This window comes from Streptomyces sp. NPDC007095, assembly GCF_040634475.1.
Taxonomy (GTDB): Bacteria; Actinomycetota; Actinomycetes; order Streptomycetales; family Streptomycetaceae; genus Streptomyces.
In genome coordinates, this window is the sequence record NZ_JBEYFS010000144.1 from 1 (window position 1) to 24,511 (window position 24,511).

23 protein-coding genes are annotated in these 24,511 nt (G+C 69.5%); 10 read left to right on the forward strand and 13 right to left on the reverse strand.

The features are described 5' to 3' along the window. Positions 1-136: 136 nt before the first annotated feature. Both ABZ656_RS37455 and ABZ656_RS37460 read right to left on the reverse strand, forming a co-directional pair. Positions 137-1,108 (reverse strand): pirin family protein, encoded by a 972-nt coding sequence (locus ABZ656_RS37455; protein ID WP_101399266.1) that lies wholly within the window; start codon positions 1,106-1,108, stop codon positions 137-139. A 117-nt stretch (positions 1,109-1,225) separates the two neighbouring features. Beyond that, on the reverse strand, positions 1,226-1,690 hold the full coding sequence (locus tag ABZ656_RS37460) for an SseB family protein (RefSeq protein ID WP_054234175.1): 465 nt from the start codon (positions 1,688-1,690) through the stop codon (positions 1,226-1,228). A gap of 143 nt (positions 1,691-1,833) precedes the next feature. On the opposite strand from ABZ656_RS37460, the gene ABZ656_RS37465 reads away from it, so the two are divergent. The 3 genes from ABZ656_RS37465 (at position 1,834) to ABZ656_RS37475 (ending at position 5,761) form a co-directional block, all read left to right on the forward strand. After that, entirely contained in the window at positions 1,834-3,660 is a 1,827-nt protein-coding gene (locus ABZ656_RS37465; RefSeq protein WP_101399264.1) for an acyl-CoA dehydrogenase, read from the forward strand. Positions 3,661-4,084: 424 nt separating this feature from the next. Beyond that, the gene (locus ABZ656_RS37470) at positions 4,085-5,449 is read left to right on the forward strand and encodes a M18 family aminopeptidase (RefSeq protein WP_101399262.1); all 1,365 of its coding nucleotides are present in this window, start codon (positions 4,085-4,087) and stop codon (positions 5,447-5,449) included. A 78-nt stretch (positions 5,450-5,527) separates the two neighbouring features. Then, positions 5,528-5,761, forward strand: coding sequence for a hypothetical protein (locus tag ABZ656_RS37475; RefSeq protein ID WP_101399250.1), 234 nt, complete (start codon positions 5,528-5,530; stop codon positions 5,759-5,761). Between the two features lie 56 nt (positions 5,762-5,817). Here the strand turns inward: ABZ656_RS37475 and ABZ656_RS37480 are convergent, their stop codons facing one another. Genes ABZ656_RS37480 through ABZ656_RS37490 form a run of 3 tightly spaced genes read right to left on the reverse strand, consistent with a single transcriptional unit; the run spans position 5,818 to position 8,510 of the window. Further along, positions 5,818-7,662, reverse strand: coding sequence for an NHL domain-containing thioredoxin family protein (locus ABZ656_RS37480; RefSeq protein WP_360274207.1), 1,845 nt, complete (start codon positions 7,660-7,662; stop codon positions 5,818-5,820). Beyond that, positions 7,626-8,021, reverse strand: a complete 396-nt coding sequence (locus tag ABZ656_RS37485) for a recombinase family protein (RefSeq protein ID WP_180361965.1) — start codon at positions 8,019-8,021, stop codon at positions 7,626-7,628. The genes ABZ656_RS37480 and ABZ656_RS37485 overlap by 37 nt, the downstream gene beginning before the upstream one ends. Before the next feature lie 57 nt (positions 8,022-8,078). Then, complete coding sequence (locus tag ABZ656_RS37490; RefSeq protein ID WP_101399245.1) at positions 8,079-8,510, reverse strand: cupin domain-containing protein; 432 nt, start codon at positions 8,508-8,510, stop codon at positions 8,079-8,081. A gap of 52 nt (positions 8,511-8,562) precedes the next feature. Here ABZ656_RS37490 and ABZ656_RS37495 point away from each other — a divergent pair, with 52 nt between their 5' ends. Continuing rightward, positions 8,563-9,615 (forward strand): helix-turn-helix domain-containing protein, encoded by a 1,053-nt coding sequence (locus ABZ656_RS37495; protein WP_360274211.1) that lies wholly within the window; start codon positions 8,563-8,565, stop codon positions 9,613-9,615. On the opposite strand, the gene ABZ656_RS37500 is transcribed toward ABZ656_RS37495, so the two are convergent. Continuing rightward, positions 9,586-10,053: a hypothetical protein gene (locus tag ABZ656_RS37500; RefSeq protein WP_360274214.1), complete on the reverse strand. Its 468-nt coding sequence runs from the start codon at positions 10,051-10,053 to the stop codon at positions 9,586-9,588. The two genes, ABZ656_RS37495 and ABZ656_RS37500, sit on opposite strands and share 30 nt — an antisense overlap. Positions 10,054-10,194: 141 nt before the next feature. Here ABZ656_RS37500 and ABZ656_RS37505 point away from each other — a divergent pair, with 141 nt between their 5' ends. Further along, entirely contained in the window at positions 10,195-10,689 is a 495-nt protein-coding gene (locus tag ABZ656_RS37505) for an LURP-one-related family protein (protein ID WP_360274217.1), read from the forward strand. A 21-nt stretch (positions 10,690-10,710) separates the two neighbouring features. Here ABZ656_RS37505 and ABZ656_RS37510 read toward each other — a convergent pair whose 3' ends face one another. After that, positions 10,711-11,505 (reverse strand): carbon-nitrogen family hydrolase, encoded by a 795-nt coding sequence (locus ABZ656_RS37510; protein WP_360274220.1) that lies wholly within the window; start codon positions 11,503-11,505, stop codon positions 10,711-10,713. 154 nt (positions 11,506-11,659) lie between these two features. On the opposite strand from ABZ656_RS37510, the gene ABZ656_RS37515 reads away from it, so the two are divergent. Next, entirely contained in the window at positions 11,660-12,484 is an 825-nt protein-coding gene (locus ABZ656_RS37515; protein WP_101399239.1) for a maleylpyruvate isomerase family mycothiol-dependent enzyme, read from the forward strand. 68 nt (positions 12,485-12,552) lie between these two features. On the opposite strand, the gene ABZ656_RS37520 is transcribed toward ABZ656_RS37515, so the two are convergent. Both ABZ656_RS37520 and ABZ656_RS37525 read right to left on the reverse strand, forming a co-directional pair. Further along, a complete protein-coding gene (locus tag ABZ656_RS37520; protein ID WP_101399237.1) occupies positions 12,553-13,857 on the reverse strand; it encodes an MFS transporter in 1,305 nt (434 codons plus the stop codon). Continuing rightward, positions 13,854-14,528, reverse strand: a complete 675-nt coding sequence (locus ABZ656_RS37525; RefSeq protein ID WP_360274224.1) for a GntR family transcriptional regulator — start codon at positions 14,526-14,528, stop codon at positions 13,854-13,856. The genes ABZ656_RS37520 and ABZ656_RS37525 overlap by 4 nt, the downstream gene beginning before the upstream one ends. 221 nt (positions 14,529-14,749) lie before the next feature. On the opposite strand from ABZ656_RS37525, the gene ABZ656_RS37530 reads away from it, so the two are divergent. Then, on the forward strand, positions 14,750-15,646 hold the full coding sequence (locus ABZ656_RS37530) for a D-alanyl-D-alanine carboxypeptidase (protein ID WP_101399235.1): 897 nt from the start codon (positions 14,750-14,752) through the stop codon (positions 15,644-15,646). A gap of 109 nt (positions 15,647-15,755) precedes the next feature. On the opposite strand, the gene ABZ656_RS37535 is transcribed toward ABZ656_RS37530, so the two are convergent. From ABZ656_RS37535 to pdhA, 3 genes are read right to left on the reverse strand one after another with little or no spacing between them, the layout of a single operon-like run. Continuing rightward, complete coding sequence (locus tag ABZ656_RS37535) at positions 15,756-17,213, reverse strand: dihydrolipoamide acetyltransferase family protein (RefSeq protein WP_360274227.1); 1,458 nt, start codon at positions 17,211-17,213, stop codon at positions 15,756-15,758. Positions 17,214-17,223: 10 nt separating this feature from the next. Next, positions 17,224-18,204: an alpha-ketoacid dehydrogenase subunit beta gene (locus ABZ656_RS37540; RefSeq protein ID WP_101399231.1), complete on the reverse strand. Its 981-nt coding sequence runs from the start codon at positions 18,202-18,204 to the stop codon at positions 17,224-17,226. Between the two features lie 2 nt (positions 18,205-18,206). Further along, positions 18,207-19,457 carry a pyruvate dehydrogenase (acetyl-transferring) E1 component subunit alpha gene (pdhA, locus tag ABZ656_RS37545; RefSeq protein WP_101399229.1) on the reverse strand — a complete coding sequence of 417 codons (1,251 nt, stop codon included), beginning with the start codon at positions 19,455-19,457 and terminating at the stop codon, positions 18,207-18,209. A gap of 380 nt (positions 19,458-19,837) precedes the next feature. On the opposite strand from pdhA, the gene ABZ656_RS37550 reads away from it, so the two are divergent. The 3 genes from ABZ656_RS37550 to ABZ656_RS37560 all read left to right on the forward strand — a co-directional run bounded on the left by ABZ656_RS37550 (position 19,838) and on the right by ABZ656_RS37560 (position 22,368). Beyond that, positions 19,838-20,503 (forward strand): response regulator transcription factor, encoded by a 666-nt coding sequence (locus ABZ656_RS37550; protein WP_101399227.1) that lies wholly within the window; start codon positions 19,838-19,840, stop codon positions 20,501-20,503. Positions 20,504-20,663: 160 nt separating this feature from the next. Then, on the forward strand, positions 20,664-21,086 hold the full coding sequence (locus tag ABZ656_RS37555; protein ID WP_360274232.1) for a pyridoxamine 5'-phosphate oxidase family protein: 423 nt from the start codon (positions 20,664-20,666) through the stop codon (positions 21,084-21,086). 103 nt (positions 21,087-21,189) lie between these two features. After that, positions 21,190-22,368, forward strand: coding sequence for a phosphotransferase (locus ABZ656_RS37560; RefSeq protein WP_360274235.1), 1,179 nt, complete (start codon positions 21,190-21,192; stop codon positions 22,366-22,368). Between the two features lie 132 nt (positions 22,369-22,500). Here the strand turns inward: ABZ656_RS37560 and ABZ656_RS37565 are convergent, their stop codons facing one another. After that, positions 22,501-24,069, reverse strand: a complete 1,569-nt coding sequence (locus ABZ656_RS37565) for a protein kinase (RefSeq protein ID WP_101399223.1) — start codon at positions 24,067-24,069, stop codon at positions 22,501-22,503. Between the last annotated feature and the right edge of the window lie 442 nt (positions 24,070-24,511).

Below are 24,511 nucleotides of genomic sequence, written 5' to 3' on the forward strand. Positions count from 1 at the left end.
CGCTGGGCGAGGTGGGCACCGTCCTCGGCGAGGGTCTCGTACTCGCCGTAGTGGACCTGGGTGGGGGGCCCGTCCGACGGGCGAAAGGCCCCGTCCGGCGTACGGACGGGGCCTTTCGTGGTCGGGCGGAAGGGGGTTACATCCCGCCCTCGGACATTCCGTGCACCGCCGGGACGGTGCCCAGGCGGCCCTTCTGGAAGTCCTCGAAGGCCTGCTGCAGCTCCTCGCGGGTGTTCATCACGAAGGGGCCGTAGTGGGCCATGGGCTCGCGGATCGGCTGTCCGCCGAGGAGGACGACCTCGAGGTCCGGCGTGTTCGCGTCCTGCTTCTCGTCCGCGCGGACGGTCAGCGAGCCGCCCGCGCCGAAGACGGCGGTCTGGCCGGTGTGGACCGGGCGACGGCCCGTACCGACGCTGCCGCGTCCGGCGAGGACGTACGCGAGACCGTTGAAGTCCTCGCGCCACGGGAGGGTCATCTCGGCGCCGGGCGCCAGGGTCGCGTGGACCATGGTGATCGGCGTGTGCGTGACGCCGGGGCCCTCGTGTCCGTCGAGCTCACCGGCGATGACGCGCAGCAGCGCGCCGCCGTCGGGGGTGCTCAGCAACTGGACCGAACCGCCGCGGATGTCCTGGTACCGGGGGGCCATCATCTTGTCCTTGGCCGGGAGGTTCACCCACAGCTGGAGGCCGTGGAAGAGGCCGCCGGACATGACGAGCGACTCCGGCGGGGCCTCGATGTGCAGGAGGCCGGCGCCCGCGGTCATCCACTGGGTGTCACCGTTGGTGATGGTGCCGCCACCACCGTTGGAGTCCTGGTGGTCGAAGATGCCGTCGATGATGTAGGTCACGGTCTCGAAGCCGCGGTGGGGGTGCCAAGGGGTGCCCTTGGGCTCGCCCGGCGCGTACTCCACCTCGCCCATCTGGTCCATCATGATGAACGGGTCGAGGTGGCGGTAGTTGATCCCGGCGAACGCACGGCGAACCGGAAAGCCCTCGCCCTCGAAGCCGCTGGGCGCGGTCGTCACGGTGAGCACGGGACGGTCCACGGCGTCGGCCGACGCGACCACACGGGGAAGGGTCAGCGGGTTCTCGACGGTCACTGCAGGCATGTCGGTACCTCCTTGTGCTTCGAGTTTAGTTGATTGTTGAACTTTCTGCCACCCACAACGACGGACGCCCGGAGGGCATTCCCTCCGGGCGTCCGGACTGTCGTAGGGGAGTCAGCGCTACCCGTACATACGGCGCATGGCGAAGTCCACCATCTGCTCCACGGCCTTCGCGTCGAAGACCATACGGTGCTCCCCCTCCATGTCGAGGACGAAGCCGTAGCCGGTGGGGAGCAGGTCGATCACCTCGGCGCCGGTGATCACGAAGTACTTGGACTCCTTGCCGGCGTACCGGCGCAGCTCCTTGAGCGAGGTGAACATCGGGATGACCGGCTGCTGAGTGTTGTGCAGCGCCAGGAATCCGGGGTTGTCGCCGCGCGGGCAGTAGACCTTCGACGTCGCGAAGACCTGCTGGAAGTCCTCCGCGGACATCGATCCCGTGGTGAACGCCCGCACCGCGTCCGCCAGCGAGGGCGGGGACGGCTCGGGGTAGAGCGGCGGCTGCTGGCCGTAACCGCCGGGCATCTGCTGCTGCGGCGGGGCGTACTGCTGCTGGGCGCCCGCATTCTGGTCGTAGCCGTACATGCGTCAAAGAGTAGTCGGCCACATATGAGCCACCAGGGGTTGATTCTTATTACCGACGGGTAGCATCATCGTAGCTACTTGCCGGTACGTGTAACGAGGCTGCGAGTACCTCCGCCTCCCCAATCCCTTACGGAGCCGTCGCCATGGGGCACTACAAGTCGAATCTCCGCGACATCGAGTTCAACCTCTTCGAGGTGCTCGGGCGCGACAAGGTGTACGGCACCGGACCGTTCGCGGAGATGGACGTCGACACCGCCAAGAGCGTTCTCGACGAGCTGACCCGTCTCTCGGAGAACGAGCTGGCGGAGTCCTTCGCGGACGCCGACCGCAACCCGCCGGTCTTCGACCCGGAGACCAACACGGCTCCCGTACCGGCATCCTTCAAGAAGTCGTACAAGGCCTTCATGGACTCCGAGTACTGGCGTCTGGGCCTGCCCGAGGAGCTCGGCGGCACCACCTCGCCCCGCTCCCTGATCTGGGCGTACGCGGAGCTGATCCTCGGCGCGAACCCGGCGGTCTGGATGTACTCCTCCGGCCCCGCCTTCGCGGGCATCCTCTTCGAGGAGGGCACCGAGGTCCAGAAGCACATCGCGAAGATCGCCGTCGAGAAGCAGTGGGGCTCCACGATGGTGCTCACCGAGCCGGACGCCGGCTCGGACGTGGGCGCGGGCCGCACCAAGGCGGTCCAGCAGGAGGACGGCTCCTGGCACATCGAGGGCGTGAAGCGCTTCATCACCTCGGGTGAGCACGACATGGAGGAGAACATCCTCCACTACGTCCTCGCCCGCCCCGAGGGCGCCGGCCCCGGCACCAAGGGCCTGTCCCTCTTCCTCGTCCCGAAGTACGAGTTCGACTTCGAGACCGGCGAGCTGGGCGAGCGCAACGGCGCGTACGCGACGAACGTCGAGCACAAGATGGGCCTCAAGGCGTCCAACACGTGCGAGATGACCTTCGGCGACCGCCACCCCGCCAAGGGCTGGCTGATCGGCGACAAGCACGACGGCATCCGCCAGATGTTCCGGATCATCGAGTTCGCCCGCATGATGGTCGGCACGAAGGCGATCTCCACGCTCTCGACCGGCTACCTGAACGCGCTGGAGTACGCCAAGGAGCGCGTCCAGGGTCCCGACCTCGCGAACTTCATGGACAAGACCGCGCCCAAGGTCACCATCACGCACCACCCCGACGTGCGCCGCTCGCTGATGACGCAGAAGGCGTACGCCGAGGGCATGCGCGCCCTGGTGCTGCACACCGCCACGATCCAGGACGAGATCCAGGTCAAGGAGGCCGCCGGCGAGGACACCGCCGCCCTGGAGGCCCTCAACGACCTGCTCCTGCCGATCGTGAAGGGCTACGGCTCGGAGAAGGGCTACGAGCAGCTCGCCCAGTCGCTGCAGACCTTCGGCGGCTCCGGCTTCCTGCAGGAGTACCCGATCGAGCAGTACATCCGCGACGCCAAGATCGACACCCTGTACGAGGGCACGACCGCGATCCAGGGCCAGGACTTCTTCTTCCGGAAGATCGTCCGCAACCAGGGCGCGGCGCTGAACTCCCTCGCCGAGGACATCAAGAAGTTCCTGGCGCTCGGCACGGGCGGCGAGGACCTGTCCGCGGCCCGCGAGCAGCTCGCCAAGGCGGCCGTCGAGCTGGAGGCCATCGTCGGCCTCATGCTCACGGACCTGGCGGCCACCGAGCAGGACGTCAAGAACATCTACAAGGTCGGCCTCAACACCACCCGCCTGCTGCTGGCCTCCGGCGACGTGGTCGTCGGCTACCTGCTGCTGCGCGGTGCCGCCGTGGCCGCCGAGAAGCTGGAGACGGCCTCGGCGAAGGACAAGCCCTTCTACACCGGCAAGATCGCCGCGGCGAAGTTCTTCGCCGCCAACGTCCTGCCCGGCGTCACCGGCGCCCGCAAGCTCGCCGAGGTCGTGGACCTGGACCTGATGGAGCTGGACGAGGCGGCGTTCTGATCCCCGCGGCCTGAGGGCATCGCCGTCGGCGGCCCGTTCCCGGAGCGAATCTCCGGGTGCGGGCCGCCGTCGTATGCGGCCACAGGGGGCACTCGGCGGCCCGCTCCTCGCATGAAAATCCCGCAGGGACCCGCAGGGACCCGCATGTTCCCGCAGGGGTTTCCCGCAGGGGTTTCCCGCATGAACCCGCAGGGACCCGCATGTTCCCGCAGGGGTTTCCCGCAGGGGTTTCCCGCAGGGGTTTCCCGCAGGGGTTTCCCGCAGGGGTTTCCCGCATGGGTTCCCGCGTGGATTCGAGGGCCACGGGGCACGGAGACCAACCGGAACCTGCCACTCCAGTCAGGTGTCCGTCCTTCACATCCCCCTTACGAAGGGCCGTTCCCATCGCCGGGAGCGGGCCCTCGGGCGTCGTTAAGGTGAACCCATGAGCACAAGCGCCCGCTTCGACCGCGGCCACACCGACGACCTCATGACCTTTCTGGCGGCGAGCCCGACGCCGTACCACGCCGTGGCGAACGCCGCCGAGCGGCTGGAGAAGGCCGGATTCCGTCAGGTCGCCGAGACCGATGCCTGGGAGGGGACGAGCGGCGGCAAGTACGTACTGCGCGGCGGCGCGATCGTCGCCTGGTACGTGCCCGAGGGTGCCGAGCCGCACACCCCGTTCCGCATCGTGGGCGCGCACACCGACTCCCCCAATCTGCGGGTGAAGCCGCAGCCGGACAGCGGGGCGCACGGCTGGCGCCAGGTCGCCGTGGAGATCTACGGCGGCCCGCTGCTGAACTCCTGGCTGGACCGGGACCTGGGGCTGGCGGGACGGCTGACGCTGAAGGACGGCTCCTCGCGTCTGGTGAACATCGACCGACCCCTGCTGCGCGTGCCCCAGCTCGCCGTCCACCTCGACCGTTCCGTCTCCACCGACGGCCTCAAGCTCGACAAGCAGCGTCATCTGCAGCCCGTCTGGGGTCTGGGCGACCCCGGCGAGGGTGATCTGATCGCCTTCCTGGAGGAGGAGTCGGGCCTGCCGGCGGGCGAGGTCGCCGGCTGGGACCTGATGACCCACTCCGTCGAGCGGCCCTCGTACCTGGGCCGCGACAAGGAGCTGGTGGCCGGACCGCGCATGGACAACCTGCTTTCCCTGCACGCGGGTACGGCGGCGCTGATCGCGGCGGCGACGGGCGAGGCCTCTCCTTCCGGCTCCGGCTCCCCCTCCGGTTCGGATTCCGGTACCGGTTCGGGTTCCGGTTCCGGTTCGGGGCTCTCGTACATCCCCGTCCTCGCGGCCTTCGACCACGAGGAGAACGGCTCGCAGAGCGACACCGGCGCCGACGGTCCGCTGCTCGGCGGCGTGCTCGAACGCTCGGTGTTCGCGCGCGGCGGCTCGTACGAGGACCGGGCGCGCGCCTTCGCGGGCACGATCTGTCTCTCCTCCGACACCGGCCACGCCGTCCATCCCAACTACGCGGAGCGGCACGACCCGACGCACCACCCGCGTGCCAACGGCGGCCCCATCCTCAAGGTGAACGTCAACAACCGCTACGCCACGGACGGTTCGGGCCGTGCGGTCTTCGCCGCGGCGTGCGCGAAGGCCGGCGTGCCCTTCCAGTCCTTCGTCTCCAACAACTCGATGCCCTGCGGCACCACCATCGGCCCGATCACCGCGGCCCGCCACGGCATCAGGACCGTCGACATCGGCGTGGCCATCCTCTCGATGCACAGCGCCCGCGAACTCTGCGGCGCCGACGACCCGTTCCTGCTGGCCAACGCGCTGGTGGCGTTCCTGGAGGGTTAGTTCCGCATGCCCGGCACGCCGCCGGGTACCCGGACCGGGCCTGAGAGAAGCCGAGTTGGTTACAAGGAGGCGACACCCATGAGCCTGGGCGGATGCATCATCCTGATCGCAGCGGGGGCGGTCCTCACATTCGCGACCGACTGGCACATGAAGGGGGTCAACCTCGACCTGGTCGGCCTCATCTTCATGATCGTCGGACTGATCGGGGTCGTGACGTTCAGCAGCATCGCCAGGAGGCGCCGGGTGGTCATGCCGCCCAGCACCCCGGTGATCGAGGAGGAGCGGCACAACCGGGGCGGCTACGGCGTGTAGGCATACGTCTGAACAGGCACTGCCCGCAGGCCCAGTTACAGCCGCAGATGTACGGGTCAGTCGGCCATGCCCGCCAGCACCAGCGGCAGCCGGTCCGCGCCGCCCTCGGTGAGGCGGACCGGCACGCCCCAGTCCTGCTGGTGGACATGGCAGGCCGGGTACTCGTTCGCGGGATCGTCGTCGCAGGACGCCGCCATCGCGGAGACGTGCAGGACACCTTCCGTGACGGCCGGGTTCAGCTCCAGCACGCGGAAGAGATCGGTTCCCGCGCCCTCACCCGTAAGCAGCAGCTCGGGCGGGGTCGAGGAGACGAGCAGCCGGGTGGACGGCCCGATGGGGGTCTCCCCTGCTCGAGCGGAGTCGAGGGCTTGGGGGAGTGTGTCCAGCTTCTGGCCCGTCGGGGCCTGGAAGACGACGTCCAGCCGGAGTTCTCCCGGAGCGACTTCGGTCGCCGCGCGCTGGGTGCGGTGGGCGACCGACTCCACCCGCACGGCCTCCTCGGGGAGCCGCAGCCGGGTCAGCCGGTGTCGCGCCGACTCCACGACCACGATGTCGTCTCCGACGAGAACCGCGTCGCTGGGCTCCCTCAAGTCGGCCGCCAGCGTGGTCACTTCGCCCGTCGCGGGGTCGTAGCGGCGCAGTGCGTGGTTGTACGTGTCGCTGACCGCGACCGAGCCGTCGGGGAGGGCCGTGACGCCCAACGGATGCTGGAAAAGGGCCTGTTCGGCGGCCCCGTCCCGGTGCCCGAAGTCGAACAGACCGGTGCCGACGGCGGTGTGCACGGCCCCGTCGGGATCCACCCAGCGCAGGGCGCTCGTCTCGGAGTCGGCGAGCCAGAGCCGGTCGGCGGTGGCGGCGAGCCCGGACGGCTGCGCGAACCACGCCTCGGCCCCCGGCCCGTCCACGAGCCCCTCGTTCGTCGTACCGGCGGCGACCCCGACGGTGCCGCCCTCCGGGTCGTACGCCCACAGCTGGTGCACCCCGGCCATGGCGATCCAGATCTTCCCGCCGAACAGAGCCACGTCCCACGGCGAGGACAGGTCCACCTCGCGCGCCGGGCCGGACGTCGGCGAGCCCTGCCACCACTGACGCCCCGTCCCCGCGAGGGTGCTGACCTCGCCGGTCACGAGGTCCAGGCGGCGCAGCGCGTGGTTCACGGTGTCCGCGACGACGACCGAGCCGTCGTCGAGCAGCGCCAGCCCCTGCGGCTCGCTGAACGCGGCCTGCTCGGCCGACCCGTCCAGGAACCCCCTCACCCCGGAGCCGATCCGCCGTACGACGCTCTCTCCGTCGCCCTCCAGCTCGACGAGCTGGTGCCGGGTCGTGTCACTGACCAGGAGGTTCCCGCTCGGCAGGGCGAGTGCCTTGCCGGGGAAGCGGAGCGCCGTGGGCTCGGGCTCGGGTGCCACGTACGGTCCGTCGCCGCGGCGCAGCGTCCCCTTGGCCGCGTGCTCGGCCTCCAGCTCCTCCACCAGGCGGGCGATCGCGTGCGCGTGCCCCTCACCGGCGTGCTGCGCGACCACGTACCCCTCTGGGTCGATCACGACGAGTGTCGGCCAGGCCCGCACGGCGTACTGCTTCCAGGTCGCGAGCTCGGGATCGTCGAGCACCGGGTGCTCGACCCCGTACCGCTCCACCGCGTCCACCACCGCCTGGTGCTCGGCCTCGTGCGCGAACTTCGGCGAGTGCACGCCGATGATCACCACCGTGTCCCGGTGCTTCTCCTCCAGCTCCCGCAGCTCGTCCAGGACATGCAGACAGTTCACGCAACAAAATGTCCAAAAATCAACAATTACGATGCGGCCTCGGAGTTCAGTGAGGCCGAGCTGTCCACCGACTGTGTTGATCCAGCCGCCCTTACCTGTCAGTTCAGGGGCCCGGACACGTGCTCGCTTTGCCATGGATCAAGCCAACCACACCCCGCTGAGCCCTGTACGGCCCCGACCTGATCGAACTCATCCAGCAGAGGACCGACCTCAGCGATTCCCTTGCGGCTGAGCCTGTCCGGCTTCCACACGATCGGCGTGCGGACCGCACCCGACGTGACAGCCGCTCTCGCACTGTCGAAGCCTTCCCTGCTCACATCTTTGTAGCCGGACCGACCTCGGTCGACGTGCACTCTGCGGACAACCAAGCCATGTAAGCCCGCCCAGGCCCGGCAATCGCTCTCCTGGCGCTCAACGGCCGTTTCGCCATCCCGGTCCAGCGAGAGTCGTAGACAGAGGTCGGCATGTTCGACGCAAGCATCGTGGTGCTGCAAGCCCCCTCCCAGAGTTGATCACTCTGTGAACGAACAGCTGAGTCGAAGGTGATGAACTCACCTCAGCACGTGCCCCGTGGTGGCGTCCACGTGGTCCGGGACCTCGTCGTGGCGGTCGCCGACGGTGACGGTGCCGGTGGGCTCGAAGAGCAGGATCGCGGCGCCGGCGGGGGCGGCCGGCTTGTGTTCGGTGCCGCGGGGCACGGTGAAGACGGAGCCCTTGGGCAGGACGACGGTCCGCTCGCCCGCCGTCTCCCGCAGCGCGATGGTCAGCTCGCCCTCCAGGACCAGGAAGAACTCGTCCGTGTGGTCGTGCACGTGCCACACGTGCTCGCCCTCGACCTTGGCGATGCGCACGTCGTAGTCGTTGACGGCGGTGACGATACGGGGGCTCCAGAGGTCGGAGAAGGAGGCGAGGGCGGTGGAGAGGGCGATGGGCTCACCGCCGCTGCTCGAAGAGGTCGTGCGGGTGCTGCTCGAAGAGTCCATGTGGGCATCCTCGGCGTTGGTGCGGCAATGGCACGAGTGCTAGAAATCGCATATGCCGCAAGGATCCTCTCATCGTGTCGTGCTGGTCGTCGACGAGAACTCGAACCCGTTCGAGATGAGCTGTGCCATCGAGGTCTTCGGGCTGCCCCGGCCTGAACTGGGGCGGGAGTTGTACGACTTCCGGCTCTGCGCCGCCGGGCCGCGCACGCGGATGCGCGACGGCTTCTTCACGCTGACCGGAGTCGCCGGGCTGGAGGCGGCCGAGGAGGCGGACACGCTGATCGTGCCGAACCGGCCGGACACCGAGGCCCCGCGCTCACCCCGCGTCCTGGACGTCGTACGCCGGGCGCACGCGCGCGGCGCACGGCTACTCGGCTTCTGCTCGGGCGCGTTCACCATCGCGGAGGCCGGGCTGCTGGACGGACGGCGGGCGGCCTGCCACTGGATGTGGGCGGACTCCTTCCGGGCGCGTTTCCCGGCGGTCCGCCTGGAGCCGGACGTCCTCTTCGTGGACGACGGCGACATCCTCACGGCGTCCGGCAGCGCCTCGGCGCTCGACCTGGGGCTGCACGTCGTACGCCGGGACCACGGCGCCGAGATCGCCAACGCGGTCAGCCGACGGCTCGTGTTCGCGGCGCACCGCGACGGAGGTCAGCGGCAGTTCGTGGAGCGGCCGGTGCCCGACGTGCCGGACGAGTCGCTCGGTCCGCTGCTGGCGTGGGCGCAGGAACGGCTGGGCGAGCCGCTGACGGTGGCGGACCTCGCGGCCCGCGCGGCCGTCTCCCCCGCCACGCTCCACCGCCGTTTCCGAACCCAACTGGGAACCACGCCGCTGGCCTGGCTCACCGGGGAACGCGTCGCCCTCGCCTGCCGGTTGATCGAGCGGGGAGAGGAACGGCTCGGCGTCGTGGCCGAGCGGAGTGGCCTGGGTACGGCGGCCAATCTACGGGCACGGCTGCGGCGGGAGACCGGGCTGAGCCCGTCGGCGTACCGGAGACGGTTCGGGCCGGGCCCCGGAGAAGCGGTGACACCCGGCCGCTTCGCGAGGAAGGAGCCGGGCGCGGGTGTTCCGGGATCAGGAGGACGCGGCGGGATCGGGTTCTGAAGTGGCCCGGGATCTGATCTGCTTGAACCAGGCGTCCGACACCGCCTTCGGGATCTTCGCCGTCAGCCCCCCTTCTTTGGTGAAGGCGAGCCCTCGGCCGTAGTCGCCACCGCCACAGTCGTCGGACTGGAAAGTGAGCTTCACGTCGGCGGACGTGTCGATCACGGGGCGGGGGGCGTCCTTGCGGTTGACCCGGAAGCGGATCGGGCCGGAGTCGGGGTCCACGTCGCGCGGCAACGGAAGACTCACGTGCGTGACGCCCTCCTGCCGCAGCTCACCCTTCGTGCACCTGCCCCGCGCGCACAGCTCGAAGGAGGCGCCCCCCAGGTCGCCGTACCCCTGGTGGACGAACAGCACGCCGACACTGGAGACGGTGCCCACGCCGGCGCAGACCTCCGCCCGGGAGCACCCGGACGTGGCCGCGAGCAGGGCGGCCACGCCGACGAGGGCACGTCTTTGCGTGATCGCTCGCCCTTGACCTCGCACCAGACCTCGCACCAGCGACTTCCTCCCCCTCGCCCCGCCTTCGGAGGGGGTGAACGCGTGATGATCTTGTGGATCCCGGGAACCGGTAACGGTATGAGATTCCTCGTACGCGACAGGCTCCTCGGCTTCGGTGACGACTACTGGATCGAGGACGACCACGGCGACAAGGTGTTCCTCGTCGACGGCAAGGCGATGCGGCTGCGGGACACCTTCGAGCTGAAGGACACCCGCGGCCGTGTCCTCGTCGACATCCACCAGAAGATGTTCGCTCTGCGGGACACGATGGTGATCGGGCGGGACGGGGAACCGCTGGCGACGATCAGACGCAAGCGGCTGTCCCTGCTCCGCAACCACTACCGGGTGTCCCTGGTGGACGGTACGGAACTCGACGTCAGCGGCAAGATCCTCGACCGCGAGTTCGCCGTCGAGTACGAGGGTGAGCTGCTGGCGGTGATCTCGCGCCGTTGGCTGCACGTAAGGGAGACGTACGGCGTCGACGTCGTCCGCGAGGACGCGGACCCCGCGCTGCTGATCGCGGTGGCGGTGTGCGTGATCCACCTGGCGGAGAAGGAGCGGGGCGAGGACTGACCCAGCGGGGCGAGGACCGGCTCAGCGGCGCGGTGCCGTCAGTCCCAGCATCCGGTCCTTCAGCGCCGGGAACTGCTCCCGCGTGGTCGCGACCTTCCCGGGGTCGAAGTCCACCGTGAGCACCTGCTCCCCTGCCCCGGCCTCCGCCAGGACCTCCCCCCACGGATCGACCACGATCGAGTGACCGGCCTGGGGAACGCCCGCGTGCGTGCCGGCCGTTCCACAGGCGAGAACGAACGCCTGGTTCTCGACCGCGCGGGCCTGGGCGAGCAGCGTCCAGTGGGAGCGGCGCCGCTCGGGCCAGCCGGCCGAGAGGACGACGGTCTCGGCGCCGGCGTCGACGAGCCCGCGGAAGAGCTCGGGGAAGCGGAGGTCATAGCAGGTGGCGATGCCGAGGGTGGTCTCCGGCAGACGGACCGTCACCAGTTCGCCGCCCGCGCCCATCAGTACGGCCTCGCCCTTGTCGAAGCCGAAGCGGTGGATCTTGCGGTAGGCGGCGGCCAGGTCGCCGGAGGGGGTGAAGACGAGGGAGGTGTTGTAGAGCGTGCCGTCGGCGTCCCGCTCGGGGATCGACCCGGCGTGCAGCCAGATGCCCGCGTCACTCGCCGCCTTCGCCATGACCTCGAACGTCGGCCCTTCGAGAGACTCCGCCTCCGTGCCGAACGACTCGTAGGCGAACGCCCCGGTGGTCCACAGTTCCGGCAGCACGGCCAGATCGACTCCGGCTTGTTCTCGTACCAGAGCCGCCACACGACGCCGGCGCGAATCGACCGATTCGCCGTCGTTTACGTCGATCTGGAGGAGAGAGGCGCGCACACTACCACCGTCCTGGCATTCGAGCCGTCCATACAGGCCTACGATCGTCACACCAAAGCACTGCCGGGGTGCCTCACAGCAGCGTAACTTAGCGTCCCAAGACACCCGCTGCCTGTGCACTGCCCGCGTCCAACCGCCCGAGGGGTCCCGTTCCGTGAGTCTGCATCCCAGCCTTCAGTCCTACGCCGACGCCTGGACCCACTCCGTCGATGCGATATCCGAGTTGGTGTCGCCGCTGGTGGAAGGTGAATGGAACCGGCGCACGCCCTGCCCCGGCTGGTCGGTACGTGATCTCGTCTCGCATGTCATCGGGCTCGACTGCGAGATGCTGGGCGACCCCCGGCCGATCCACACGCTCCCCCGCGACCTGTTCCACGTGACGAACGAACACCAGCGGTACATGGAGATGCAGGTCGACGTGCGCCGCCACCACACGGCACCGGAGATGACCTCCGAGCTGGAGTACACGATCATCCGCCGCAACCGTCAGCTGCGGAACGAGTCGCGGCAGCCGGACGCCAAGGTGCGTGGCCCGCTCGGGACCGAGATCACCCTCGAACAGGCGATGCAGAGGCGCGCCTTCGACGTATGGGTACACGAACAGGACCTGCGGACCGCGCTCGGCGTCCCCGGCAACCTCGACTCTCCCGGCGCGCACATCGTCCGCGACACGCTCCTGGGGGCCCTGCCGAAGGTCGTCGCCAAGGACGCGGGGGCGCCCACGAACTCGGCGGTCGTCTTCGACATCCACGGGCCGCTGGAGTTCCTGCGGACGGTGCGGGTCGACGCGGACGGGCGCGGCTCGATAGACGGCGCCCCCTCTCTCGGCCCGGCCGCCACCCTCACCCTCGACTGGGAGACGTACTTCCGCCTCGCCTGCGGCCGCGTCACGGCCGAGGCCGTCTCCGACCGCATCAAGACGGAGGGCGACCCGGAACTGACCACAGCCATCCTGAGGAACTTCGCGGTCACGCCGTAGCGCGGGGTTCTTCGACTGCGGGTGGGCGGGGGGCTGGTCGCGCGGTTCCCCGCGTCCCTGAAGGGGCGCTACGCGGGGACGTGTACCGTCTCCACGCGGCTGGCCACCAACCGCTCACGCTCCCTGCGCGCCGCCTGCTTCCGCAACCGGAAGATCTGGCTCAGCCCCAGCGCCTGGAGAACGAACACGGCGGAGAAGGCGACGCGATAGTTGTCCCCGGTCGCGTCCAGCAGCACGCCGATCGCGAACAACGTCGTCATGGAGGCGACGAAACCACCCATGTTGGTGATCCCGGACGCGGTCCCCTGCCGTTCCGGCGGATTGGCGGGCCGCGCGAAGTCGAACCCGATCATGGAAGCCGGCCCACACGCACCGAGCACCGCGCACAGCACGACCAGCAGCCACATGGGATCCCGGTCACCGGGATACGCCAGCGCACTCGCCCAGACCACCGCCGTCGCCGTCACGGTCCCGAGCGCCAGCGGCAGCCGCGCCGCGTGATGCCGGGCGACGATCTGTCCGTAGACAAGACCCACGAACATGTTGGACAGCACCACGAGGGTGAGCAGTTCACCGGCCGTCGCCCGCGACAGCCCCTGTGCCTGGACCAGGAACGGCATGCCCCACAGGAGCAGGAAGACCATCGCCGGGAACTGTGTCGTGAAGTGCACCCACATCCCCAGCCGCGTACCGGGTTCCCGCCACGACGCCGCGATCTGCCGGCGCACATACGCGGCTCCCTGATGCGGGAACGGTTCCGGCTCGTGCCCCTCGGGGTGGTCCTTCAGGAAGAGAAGAAGGAGCACGAGGACGACGACCCCGGCGAACGCGCTGCCCGCGAACGCCGTCGTCCACCCCACCCCGTGCAGCAGCCGCGCGATGACAAGGGTGGAGACCAGGTTGCCCGCCATACCCACAAGACCGGCGAGCTGCGCGACCAACGGCCCCCGCCGCGCCGGGAACCATCGCGTGCCCAGGCGCAGCACGCTGATGAACGTCATCGCGTCCCCGCAGCCCAGCAGCGCGCGCGAGGCCAGCGCCATCCCGTACGTGGAGGAGAACGCGAAGCCCAACTGGCCCGCCGTGAAGAGCAGTACGCCGATGGTCAGCACCTTCTTGGTGCCGAGCCCGTCGACCAGCAGTCCCACGGGTATCTGCATGCCCGCGTAGACGAGGAGTTGGAGGATCGAGAAGGTGGAGAGCGCGGAGGCGTTCACATGGAAGCGGTCCGCGGCGTCGAGCCCGGCCACTCCCAGCGACGTACGGAAGATGACGGCGACGAAGTAGACGGAGACGCCGATGCCCCAGACGCCGATCGCCCGGCGGCCGCCGGGCGGGTCTCCCGGAAGCGAGACGGCCGAGTGGGAGCTCATCGGACCTCTCCCCGCGCCAGGTTCGAGAACCAGCTGACGTGACCGTGGACGATATTGACCGCCGCCTCCGCGTCGCCCGACCGCAGCGCTTCGAGGATCGCCTCGTGCTCGGTGAGCGTCTTGGTGATCCGGTCCGGATGCGCGTGCATGACGGCGACGCCCATCCGCAACTGCCGGTCGCGCAACTGGTCGTAGAGCCGGGAGAGGATCTCGTTGCCGCCGCTGCGGACGATCTCGGCGTGGAAGCATCGGTCGGTGACGGCGGCGCCGGCCAGGTCTCCCGCGGCGGCCTGCTCCTTCTGCTGTGCGAGGAGTTCCTCCAGGCGCGCGATGAGACGCGGCGAAGCGGGTACGGCCTTGCGGACCGAGTGTTCCTCCACGAGTTGCCGTGTCTCGACCACGTCCGCGATCTCCTGCGCGGAGACGGGCAGGACGAGCGCGCCCTTCTTCGGGTAGAGCTTGATCAGGCCCTCGACCTCGAGCCGGAGCAACGCCTCGCGCACCGGCGTGCGCGAGACACCCACGGCCTCGGCGAGTTCGCCCTCGGTGAGCAGCGTCCCGCCCTCGTAACGACGTTCCAGGACACCGCGCTTGACGTGGGCGTAGACGCGGTCGGCGGCGGGGGGTTGCTTGGTGGCGGGCGGAGCGGTCACGGACGGCGCGGCAGACATGCGCACATCATAGATACAACACGTACGCATGGTCGCGCGTCGTCCAGGATGCGGACCGGTAGCCTTCACGCGGTCAACGCCCGCCTCTCGGCGTAATCCACGTCACATAATTCCACCCCACCTTCCGTGCATCCCTTTGAGCCCCTCACGAGTCCGTACGTAAGACGGCACTGTCATGTGCCGTTCTCCCAGGGGCATTTCGCGCATTCGGAGCGTTCATTTTGATTACCGGCATTAAGGGCACGCGTTTCCGTCGAGCCGCCGCTGTCACCGTCACCACCGGCGCCGTGCTGGCGGCCGGAGCTTTCGGGGCCGCCCCCGCAGGGGCCGTCACGACGCCCACGATCGCCGCCGCCGGCGGCTACGTGATGAACAACGGCACGGCCAAGACCTTGTACACCAAGGCTGCGGACACCCAGCGTTCCACCGGTTCCACCACCAAGATCATGACCGCCAAGGTCGTGCTCGCGCAGCCGAACCTCAACCTCGACGCCAAGGTCACGATCCAGAAGGCGTACAGCGACTACATCGTCGCCAACACCGCGTCCTCCGCCCACCTGATCGTCGGTGACAAGGTCACCGTCCGTCAGCTCCTCTACGGTCTGATGCTGCCGTCCGGCTGTGACGCCGCCTACGCGCTCGCCGACAAGTTCGGCTCGGGCTCCACCCGTGCCGCCCGTGTGAAGTCGTTCATCGGCAAGATGAACACCACGGCGAAGAGCCTCGGCATGACGAAGACGAAGTTCGACTCGTTCGACGGCATCGGCAACGGCAACAACTACTCGACGCCGCGCGACCTGACGAAGCTCGCCAGCAGCGCGATGAAGAGCGCCACGTTCCGCACGGTCGTCAAGACCAAGTCGTACACGGCGAAGACCGTCACGAAGACCGGCAGCACCCGCACCATGGCGGCGTGGACCAACACGAACACGCTGCTCAGCAGCTACAGCGGCACCATCGGCGTGAAGACCGGCTCCGGCCCCGAGGCCAAGTACTGCCTCGTCTTCGCCGCCACCCGCAACGGCAAGACGATCATCGGCACGGTCCTCGCGTCGACCTCGATCACCCAGCGCGCCACGGACGCCACCAAGCTCCTGAACTACGGCTTCGCCAAGTAGTTTCCCGGACACCAGCCGAAGGGGGCCCGTCGCTCACCGCGACGGGCCCCCTTCGTCGTGCTGGGCCGCGCGCCCCTAAGGACGCTCGGCTCCGCCTTCGCTCACGCGCTCACGCCCAGGTGATCAGCCGCTTCGGCTGTTCCAGGACCGCCGCCACGTCGGCCAGGACCTTGGAGCCCAGTTCGCCGTCGACCAGGCGGTGGTCGAAGCTCAGCGCGAGTGTCGTCACCTGGCGGGGCTTGACCTTGCCCTTGTGGACCCACGGCTGGAGCTTGATCGCGCCGATCGCGAGGATCGCCGACTCGCCGGGGTTGAGGATCGGCGTGCCGGTGTCGACGCCGAAGACGCCGACGTTCGTGATCGTGACCGTGCCGCCCTGCATCGCGGCGGGTGAGGTCTTGCCCTCGCGGGCCGTGGCCACCAGCTCGCCCAGGGACCCGGCGAGTTGGGGGAGGGTCTTGGTGTGGGCGTCCTTGATGTTCGGGACGATCAGACCACGCGGGGTGGCGGCGGCGATGCCCAGGTTCACGTAGTGCTTGAGCACGATCTCCTGGGTCGCCTCGTCCCAGGACGCGTTGACGTCCGGGTTGCGCTTGATGGCGACCAGCAGGGCCTTGGCGATGAGCAGGAGCGGATTGACCCGCAGGCCCTGCATCTCCTTGTCCTGCTTGAGCTCCTCGACGAGCTTCATCGTGCGCGTCACGTCGACCGTCACGAACTCGGTGACGTGCGGAGCGGTGAACGCCGAGCCGACCATCGCGGCGGCCGTGGCCTTGCGGACCCCCTTGACCGGGATACGGGTCTCTCGCGCCGTGTCGTACATGACGACCGGAGCGGGAGCCTGGGCCTGGGCGGGAACCGGGGGCGCCGTCACGGCCGGCTGCTCCGCGGCCGGAACCGGTGCGACCGCCGCGTGCACGTCCTCGCGCGTGATGATGCCGTCCGGACCCGAAGGCGTGATCGTGGCCAGGTCGACGCCGAGGTCCTTGGCGAGCTTGCGGACCGGGGGTTTGGCGAGGGGGCGCTGCCCGCCCGGCACGGACCCGTGGCCATGGCCGTTGAGTTCGCCCTGGATCGCGGTGGCCGCCAGGAACGTCTCGGGCTGCTGGGCCGGGACCTCGGTGCCCTTGCGAGGGCGGCGCTTCGTGGAGGCCTCGGCCACTCCGTACCCGACGAGGACCGGCGTGCGGCCCTCGGGCTTGGGTTCCTCGGCGACCGGTGGCTGGGGGGTGGGGGCGGTGGGCGCCTCGGCCACAGGGGCTTCCACGGCGACGGGGGCCTGCCCGGTCGGCGCCGATCCGCCGGCCACGTCCACCGCGATGATCACCTGGCCCACGTCCACCGTCGTCCCCTCGGGGAAGTGGAGTTCGCGCACCACGCCGTCGTACGGGATGGGAAGTTCCACGGCGGCCTTGGCGGTCTCGACCTCGCAGACGACCTGGCCGTCGGTGACCGTGTCACCGGGCTGGACGTACCACTTGAGGATCTCCGCCTCGGTGAGTCCCTCGCCCACGTCGGGCATCTTGAACTCGCGGAGCCCCGACGCGTTCTCAGTCATCGTCGTCACGACCCTCTCCTCAGTACGCCAGCGAGCGGTCGACGGCGTCGAGCACCCGGTCCAGGCCCGGAAGGTACTCCTCTTCCAGGCGCGCCGGCGGATAGGGGGCGTGATAGCCGCCCACCCGCAGGACGGGTGCCTCCAGGTGGTAGAAGCACCGCTCCGTGATGCGGGCGGCGATCTCCGCGCCCGTACCGAGGAAGACCGGGGCCTCGTGCACCACGACCAGGCGGCGGGTCTTCTCCACCGAGGCCTGGACGGAGTCGAAGTCGATGGGGGACATCGAGCGCAGGTCCAGGACCTCGATCGACTTGCCCTCCTCCTGGGCGGCCGCGGCGGCCTCCAGGCAGACCTTCACCATCGGGCCGTAGGCGGCGAGCGTCAGATCGCTGCCCTCGCGTGCCACGACCGCCTTGTGCAGCGGTCCGGGAATCGCGTCCTTGTTGACCTCGGACTTGTCCCAGTAGCGCCGCTTCGGCTCGAAGAAGATCACCGGGTCGTTGCTCTGGATGGCCTGCTGCATCATCCAGTACGCGTCGGAGGCGTTCGAGGGGGAGACCACCTTGAGGCCCGCCACGTGCGCGAACAGCGCCTCGGGGGACTCGGAGTGGTGCTCGACCGCGCCGATGCCACCGCCGTACGGAATCCGGATCACGACGGGAAGCTTGATCTTGCCGAGCGCCCGCGCGTGCATCTTCGCGAGCTGCGTGACGATCTGGTCGTACGCCGGGAAGACGAAACCGTCGAACTGGATCTCCACCACCGGCCGGTAGCCGCGCAGCGCGAGACCGATCGCCGTACCGACGATGCCCGACTCGGCGAGCGGGGTGTCGATGACCCGGTCCTCGCCGAAGTCCTTCTGGAGCCCGTCGGTGACCCGGAAGACACCGCCGAGCTTGCCGACGTCCTCACCCATGATCAGGACCTTGGGGTCGGCGTCGAGGGCCGTGCGCAGCGACTCGTTGATCGCCTTGGCCAGCGCCATCTTTTCCGCAGCCATCGCTACTTGCCCTCCCCTTCATCCGCGAACGACGCCTGGTAGGCGGCGAACTGGGCCCGCTCCTCGTCGACGAGCGCGTGCCCGTCGGCGTACACGTTCTCGAAGATGGCGAAGCGGTCCGGGTCCGGCATGGCGCGGACGACTTCGCGTACTCGTTTGCCCAACGCCTCGCTCTCGGCCTCAAGTTCCGCGAAGAATCCCTCGTCCGCGTGGTTTGAAGCCTCCAGGTACGTGCGCAGGCGCAGGATCGGGTCCTTCGCCTCCCACGACTCGCGCTCCTCGTCGGCCCGGTACTTGGTCGGGTCGTCCGAGGTGGTGTGCGCGCCCATGCGGTAGGTGTACGCCTCCACGAGGGTGGGGCCCTCGCCGCGGCGGGCCCGCTCCAGCGCCCACTTGGTGACCGCCAGGCAGGCCAGGACGTCGTTTCCGTCGACCCGGACGCCCGGGAAGCCGTAGCCCTGCGCGCGCTGGTAGAGCGGGACGCGGGTCTGCTTCTCGGTCGGCTCGGAGATCGCCCACTGGTTGTTCTGGCAGAAGAACACGACCGGGGCGTTGTAGACCGCGGCGAACGTGAACGATTCGGCGACGTCGCCCTGGCTGGAGGCGCCGTCCCCGAAATACGCGATCACGGCCGAGTCCGCGCCGTCCTTGGCGACGCCCATGGCGTAGCCGGTGGCGTGCAGCGTCTGCGAGCCGATGACGATCGTGTACAGGTGGAAGTTGTTGCTGTTCGGGTCCCAGCCGCCGTTGTTCACACCCCGGAACATGCCGAGCAGGTTGGTCGGGTCGACCCCGCGGCACCAGGCGACGCCGTGCTCGCGGTAGGTCGGGAAGACGTAGTCGTCCTCGCGGGTGGCCCGCCCGGAGCCGATCTGGGCGGCCTCCTGGCCGAGCAGCGAGGCCCACAGGCCCAGCTCGCCCTGGCGTTGCAGGGAGGTGGCCTCGGCGTCGAAGCGGCGGGTCAGCACCATGTCCCGGTACAGACCGCGCAGCTCTTCGGGGGTGATGTCGGCGACGTACGGGTCGTACGTGGCGTCCTTGACCCGCTCGCCCTCCGGCGTCAGCAGCTGGACGAGCTCGGGACCGGGGCCCGATGCGCCAGGTGCGCCGGGTACGCCCGGTGACTTCTTGCCGGCCGCGCTGGTGCGCTTGCTCGCGGCGCTCTTCGTACCGGTCGTACCGGCGCCGCTTTTCGCAGCGGTCGTACCGGCGCTGCGTCGCGGCTTGCGCGCGGCAGTGCTCTCCACGGTCACGTGTGCTCCTCCGTCGGTCCGGCCCCCGGGGTTGCCGGGTGGCCAGTGCGGCTCGCCTGCTCCAAGTACCCGTGCACGGGGTGGGTGCACTCGGCCGGGAACAGGCGTGACAGGTGCCCCGGCGAGCGCCCTGCAACGGCCACGTTACCCAGTGCTCCACAATTCTGTGAAACCCCTCCTGACCTGCGTTTTTGGTTGGACTTCCCACTACTTATTAGTCGGATTTCCAAGTAATGCACGCCGGTCGGGAACAGTCGCTGGTCACAGCACTGGTCACAGCCTCGCAGGGGGCCGGAACACGGGCACGTTATCCCGGTCACCCCAGGCACGGGAAGAGTTCACCCCGGGCAGGGCCAAGGGTGGCGTGTGACACTGACTTTGTGCCCGAAAGTGGAAAAATTACCGTATTTCTCCTCGACGATCACGAGGTGGTACGACGCGGTGTCCATGAGTTGCTTTCAGGGGAGGACGGCATCGAGGTCGTCGGCGAGGCCGGTACGGCGGCCGACGCGCTGGTGCGGATCCCGGCCACGGCCCCGGACGTCGCGATCCTGGACGTACGGCTCCCGGACGGCAGCGGAGTGGAGGTCTGTCGCGAGATCCGGTCGCAGAACGAGGACATCAAGTGCCTGATGCTGACCTCCTTCGCCGACGACGAGGCGCTTTTCGACGCGATCATGGCGGGCGCGTCGGGCTATGCGCTGAAGGCGATCCGCGGCGCCGAACTGCTCTCGGCCGTACGCGATGTCGCGGCCGGCAAGTCGCTGCTCGACCCCGTGGCCACCGCCCAGGTCCTGAAGCGGCTTCGGCACGGCGGCGGTGCCAGGAACGACGACAAGCTCGGGCACCTCACCGAGCAGGAGCGCAAGATCCTCGACCTGATCGGCGAGGGGCTCACCAACCGCTCCATCGGCGAGCGGCTGCATCTCGCCGAAAAGACGATCAAGAATTACGTGTCGAGCCTGTTGTCCAAACTGGGCATGGAACGGCGCTCCCAGGCCGCCGCCTATGTGGCGCGCCTCCAGGCGGAGAAGCAGCACCACTGAGTGCGGCACCAATGAACACGGGTCGCTCGGTGCGACTGAACTCGGGTCACCGGGTACGGCGCCGTCGATACCGCCCTACTTGTTCTTCGGGACCTTCGGCCCCTCTTCAGGGGGCGGGTGCCTCTTTTTCGGGGCCTTCAGAGTGCCGGAAATTGGGGGCATGCCCATCGACGAAGAGCTCGCCGTGGAACTCCTCCGCCGTACCGACCATGGCCGGTTGGCCGCCAGCCTGCGCGCCATGCCCTTCCTCGCCCTCGCCCGCCACGTCGTGGTGGACGGCCGCGTCCTGTTGCGCCTGCACCGGGGCTGCGGGTACCACCGGGCCTGCCTCGGCAGCGTCGTCGCCTACGGCACCGACAACCTGGCTTCGGCAGGACCCGGCGAGAGCGTGTGGTCCGTGCAGATCGTGGGCACGTGCGAGGCCTTGGAGCCGACCGAGGCCCACCGGGAGCTGTTCGGGCCCGCGCCGCGGTTCATGGACGGCGAGCCCTTCGACCCGGTCCATCTGAGCATCGAGCCCCAGTTCTCCACCGTCCATTCCATGGGCGATGCCATGGAACGCCAGTTCCGGAGCACCCTGTGACTGCCCCGTGATCGAAGACGACTGTCTGTGACAAACACGAGGTCAGAGGCCCGGTCCGTGCCCTAGCATCTGGCGCGTGCCGCGCCTATCTGCACCACCCCCGGTGTCTCACGCGCCCCCTTTGGGCGCCCTCCTCCGCCAGTACGCCGCCGGGTCCGCGCTGACCTGCGACCCCGTCGAACAGGGGCTGCTCAACCGCGGATACCGGCTCCGCACCACCCGCGGCCGCTACTTCCTCAAGCACCATTTCGACCCCGAGACCGCCGACCCCGTCGCGATCGCCCGCCAGCACCGGGCGACCCAGCGTCTCGCGGACCTCGGCGTCCCCGTCGCCCCGCCGCTGACCGGTACCGACGGGCGCACCGTCGCCGTCATCGGGGGCCACGCGTACGCGCTGCACCCCTGGATCGACGGCCGGCACCAGCACGGCGGCCAGCTCACCACGGAGCAGTGCGCGCGGCTGGGGGCGCTCCTGGGCGTCGTCCACGCGAGCCTGGAGCGGGTGATGCCGACGGAGGGCCGCGCCCCGGCGAGACCGACCGGCTTCACCGGGGCGACGGAAGGATCGGCGGGCGCGGGAGGCTCAGCGAGGGCCGGAGGCTCAGCGAGGGCCGGAGGCTCAGCGAGGGCCAGAGGCTCAGCGAAGGCCGGAGCGGGAGGCTCAGCGAAGGCCGGAGCGGGAGGCTCAGCGGCGGCGGAAGGAGTGGATCCGGCCCGGGGAGCCGACCCCGCAGACACCTTCGCGCTCATCGACCGCCTGCTCGCCCGGGTGCGCCGCCACCGCCCGTACGACGCCTTCGACGAGCTGGCCCGGCACCGGCTCCTGGAGCGGCGCGCCCTGCTGGAGCGCCATGCCGACCGACGGCCCCCGCAGGGCGGCTCGGTGGGCTGGGTGCACGGCGACTTCCACCCCTTCAACCTGCTCTATCGCAACGGCGAACCGGCCGCGATCGTCGACTGGGACCGGCTGGGCGTCCATCCCCGCGCCGAGGAGGCCGTACGTGCCGCGGTGATCTTCTTCGTACGTCCCGTCGGCGCCCTGGACCTGGCGAAGGTGCGGGCCTACGCGCGCGCGTACCGGCGTACCGCGGGCGCCGGCCCCGCCGAGCTGGCGGCCGCCGTGCACCGGGTGTGGTGGGAGCGCCTCAACGACTTCTGGATGCTGCGCTGGCACTACGAGCGCGGTGACACCCGCGCCGATCCGCAGTTCCCGGCGGCCTCGGCGCTGGCGGTGTGGTGGACGCGGGAGTACGACGCGGTGTGCGAGACGTTCGCGGGCTGATCCCCGACCGGTCGGGGGAGACACCGGGCCGGGGCGCGAACACCGCGACCGAGGGGGGAGGAGAACACCACGCGCGCGTGGCGCCCGTTTCGGGCTTCACGCGCGCGTGGAGGGCGTTTCCGTCGGTGTCCCTCAAGGACCCTGTGAGCTGCCCTGGCTGTCGCCGCCGATGACGCCGTCCGTCGGAGCGGCCGGCGTCGTCGGAGCTTGGGTCTCGGTCGCCGGGTCCGAAGGCGTCGTATCCGTCGGCGTCGCGTCCGTGGCCGTGTTCGACGGCTGGTTCGAGGGCTGGCTGCTGTAGCTCGGGGACGGCGTGTAGGACGGCGTGTAGTCCGAACCGCCGCCCGAGCTGGTGTTGTCGTCCGTGGAATCGTCCGTCGCGGTGTCCGTGGGGCTGTCGCTGGGACTCGCGCTGGTCTCGTTGTCCTTGGCGGACGGCGTGGTGGTCGGCGAGTGGGTCGTACCGCTCCCGCCGCCACCGGTGCCACCGGTGTTGTGGAGCGCGAGCGCGACGCCCGCCGCGATCGCGATCACCGCGAGGACCGCGAGGATCCACAGCTTGCCGCGGCCGCTGCCGTGGTTGCCGTGCCCCTCGAAGCCGCCGTCGTCCCCGCCGCTGCCGTACGGCGGGATGATCGGCGCCGGGATCTGCGTGGTGCCGGACTCACCGGGATGCGGCAGCGCGGTCGTACCCGCGAAGCCGGACGCCGGGGTGTGGAACCCCTCGTGCATGGCGACCGGGCCGGTGTTCCAGGTGCCGGTGTGCCCGCCCTGGTCGTACAGCATCTGCAGCCCGTACTGGACAAGGCCGCGCATCTCCTCGGCGGTCTGGAACCGGTCGTCCGGCTCCTTCGCGAGGGAGCGCATGACGAGCCCGTCGAGCTCCGGCGGCGCCCCCTGCGCGACCTCGGAAGGGGGTACCGGGATGTCCTGGACGTGCTGGTAGACCACCGACAGCGGCGTCTCGCCGGTGAACGGGGGTCGCAGCGCGAGCAGTTCGTACAGCAGACAGCCGGTCGCGTACAGGTCGGAGCGGTGGTCGACGGCCTTGCCGAGAGCCTGCTCCGGGGAGAGGTACTGCGGCGTGCCCATGACCATGCCGGTCTGGGTCATCGTCGACTGCGCGCCGTGCAGGGCGCGCGCGATGCCGAAGTCCATCACCTTCACCGCACCGGTGTTCGTGATGATCACGTTCGCCGGCTTGATGTCGCGGTGCACGATGCCGTGCTGGTGCGAGTAGGCGAGCGCCTCCAGGACACCGGACACGATGATCAGCGCCTGCTCGGGCCCGGGGGCCTCGGCGTTGATCAGCAGGTCGCGGATCGTGCGGCCCTCGACGAGCTCCATCACGATGTACGGCACGGTCGCGTGGCCGACGACGTCCTCGCCCGAGTCGTACACGGCGACGACTGCGTGGTGGTTGAGTCCGGCCACCGACTGCGCCTCACGCGTGAAGCGGGCCTTGGACACCGGGTCCTCGGCCAGGTCGGAGCGGAGCAGCTTGACCGCGACGGTGCGCCCGAGGCGCACGTCCTCGGCCGCAAACACCTCGGCCATGCCGCCCCGGCCTAGTCTGTGGGTCAGCCGGTATCGGCCGTCCCCCACAAGTCCGCCATTACCCCACATCTCCGGCGCATCTGACATACCGCCGCCAGTCGCCTCGGGGTCGGACGGGCCCTGAGCGCGCTGCTGCTGTGCCATCAGTCCTCGCCGTCGTTTCTGCCCGCGGTCTGCGCGGTGGTTGTTACGGTCTCCGTCGGGCCACGCTACAGGCTTCGCGCAAGGCTCCGGCCCGAGATGGAAGTGAGATGGACCGGCCATGAAACCTGTCCAGGGTGTCGGCGTGCAAATTCTGTGTACCGCCCGTACGGCACCTGTAACGCTTCCGCGACGCTTCTTTCGCAGACGGTCACGGAACGGGCACCGCGCTTGACGTGTCAGTGCCCTACGGCAGACTTGGCCGGGAATCAGCCAATCGATCAACGAGACACAGATCGATCACAGCACGGACTCAGACGGACTCAGTACGGATCACAGGGCAGTTCACCGCGCAGTTCACCACGCGGATCACCGCACGACCGCGCGGAGCGCGCGCAGGACAGCTCGCAGCACACGCAGAACAATCCGCGCCAATGGGGGACGC

Bases quoted from the DNA above. Each gene is read 5' to 3' on its own strand.
- ABZ656_RS37455 (WP_101399266.1), bottom strand. From the start codon at position 1,108: ATGCCTGCAGTGACCGTCGAGAACCCGCTGACCCTTCCCCGTGTGGTC.
- ABZ656_RS37460 (WP_054234175.1), bottom strand. From the start codon at position 1,690: ATGTACGGCTACGACCAGAATGCGGGCGCCCAGCAGCAGTACGCCCCG.
- ABZ656_RS37465 (WP_101399264.1), top strand. From the start codon at position 1,834: ATGGGGCACTACAAGTCGAATCTCCGCGACATCGAGTTCAACCTCTTC.
- ABZ656_RS37470 (WP_101399262.1), top strand. From the start codon at position 4,085: ATGAGCACAAGCGCCCGCTTCGACCGCGGCCACACCGACGACCTCATG.
- ABZ656_RS37475 (WP_101399250.1), top strand. From the start codon at position 5,528: ATGAGCCTGGGCGGATGCATCATCCTGATCGCAGCGGGGGCGGTCCTC.
- ABZ656_RS37480 (WP_360274207.1), bottom strand. From the start codon at position 7,662: ATGGCAAAGCGAGCACGTGTCCGGGCCCCTGAACTGACAGGTAAGGGC.
- ABZ656_RS37490 (WP_101399245.1), bottom strand. From the start codon at position 8,510: ATGGACTCTTCGAGCAGCACCCGCACGACCTCTTCGAGCAGCGGCGGT.
- ABZ656_RS37495 (WP_360274211.1), top strand. From the start codon at position 8,563: ATGCCGCAAGGATCCTCTCATCGTGTCGTGCTGGTCGTCGACGAGAAC.
- ABZ656_RS37505 (WP_360274217.1), top strand. From the start codon at position 10,195: ATGAGATTCCTCGTACGCGACAGGCTCCTCGGCTTCGGTGACGACTAC.
- ABZ656_RS37520 (WP_101399237.1), bottom strand. From the start codon at position 13,857: ATGAGCTCCCACTCGGCCGTCTCGCTTCCGGGAGACCCGCCCGGCGGC.
- ABZ656_RS37525 (WP_360274224.1), bottom strand. From the start codon at position 14,528: ATGTCTGCCGCGCCGTCCGTGACCGCTCCGCCCGCCACCAAGCAACCC.
- ABZ656_RS37540 (WP_101399231.1), bottom strand. From the start codon at position 18,204: ATGGCTGCGGAAAAGATGGCGCTGGCCAAGGCGATCAACGAGTCGCTG.
- ABZ656_RS37555 (WP_360274232.1), top strand. From the start codon at position 20,664: ATGCCCATCGACGAAGAGCTCGCCGTGGAACTCCTCCGCCGTACCGAC.
- ABZ656_RS37565 (WP_101399223.1), bottom strand. From the start codon at position 24,069: ATGGCACAGCAGCAGCGCGCTCAGGGCCCGTCCGACCCCGAGGCGACT.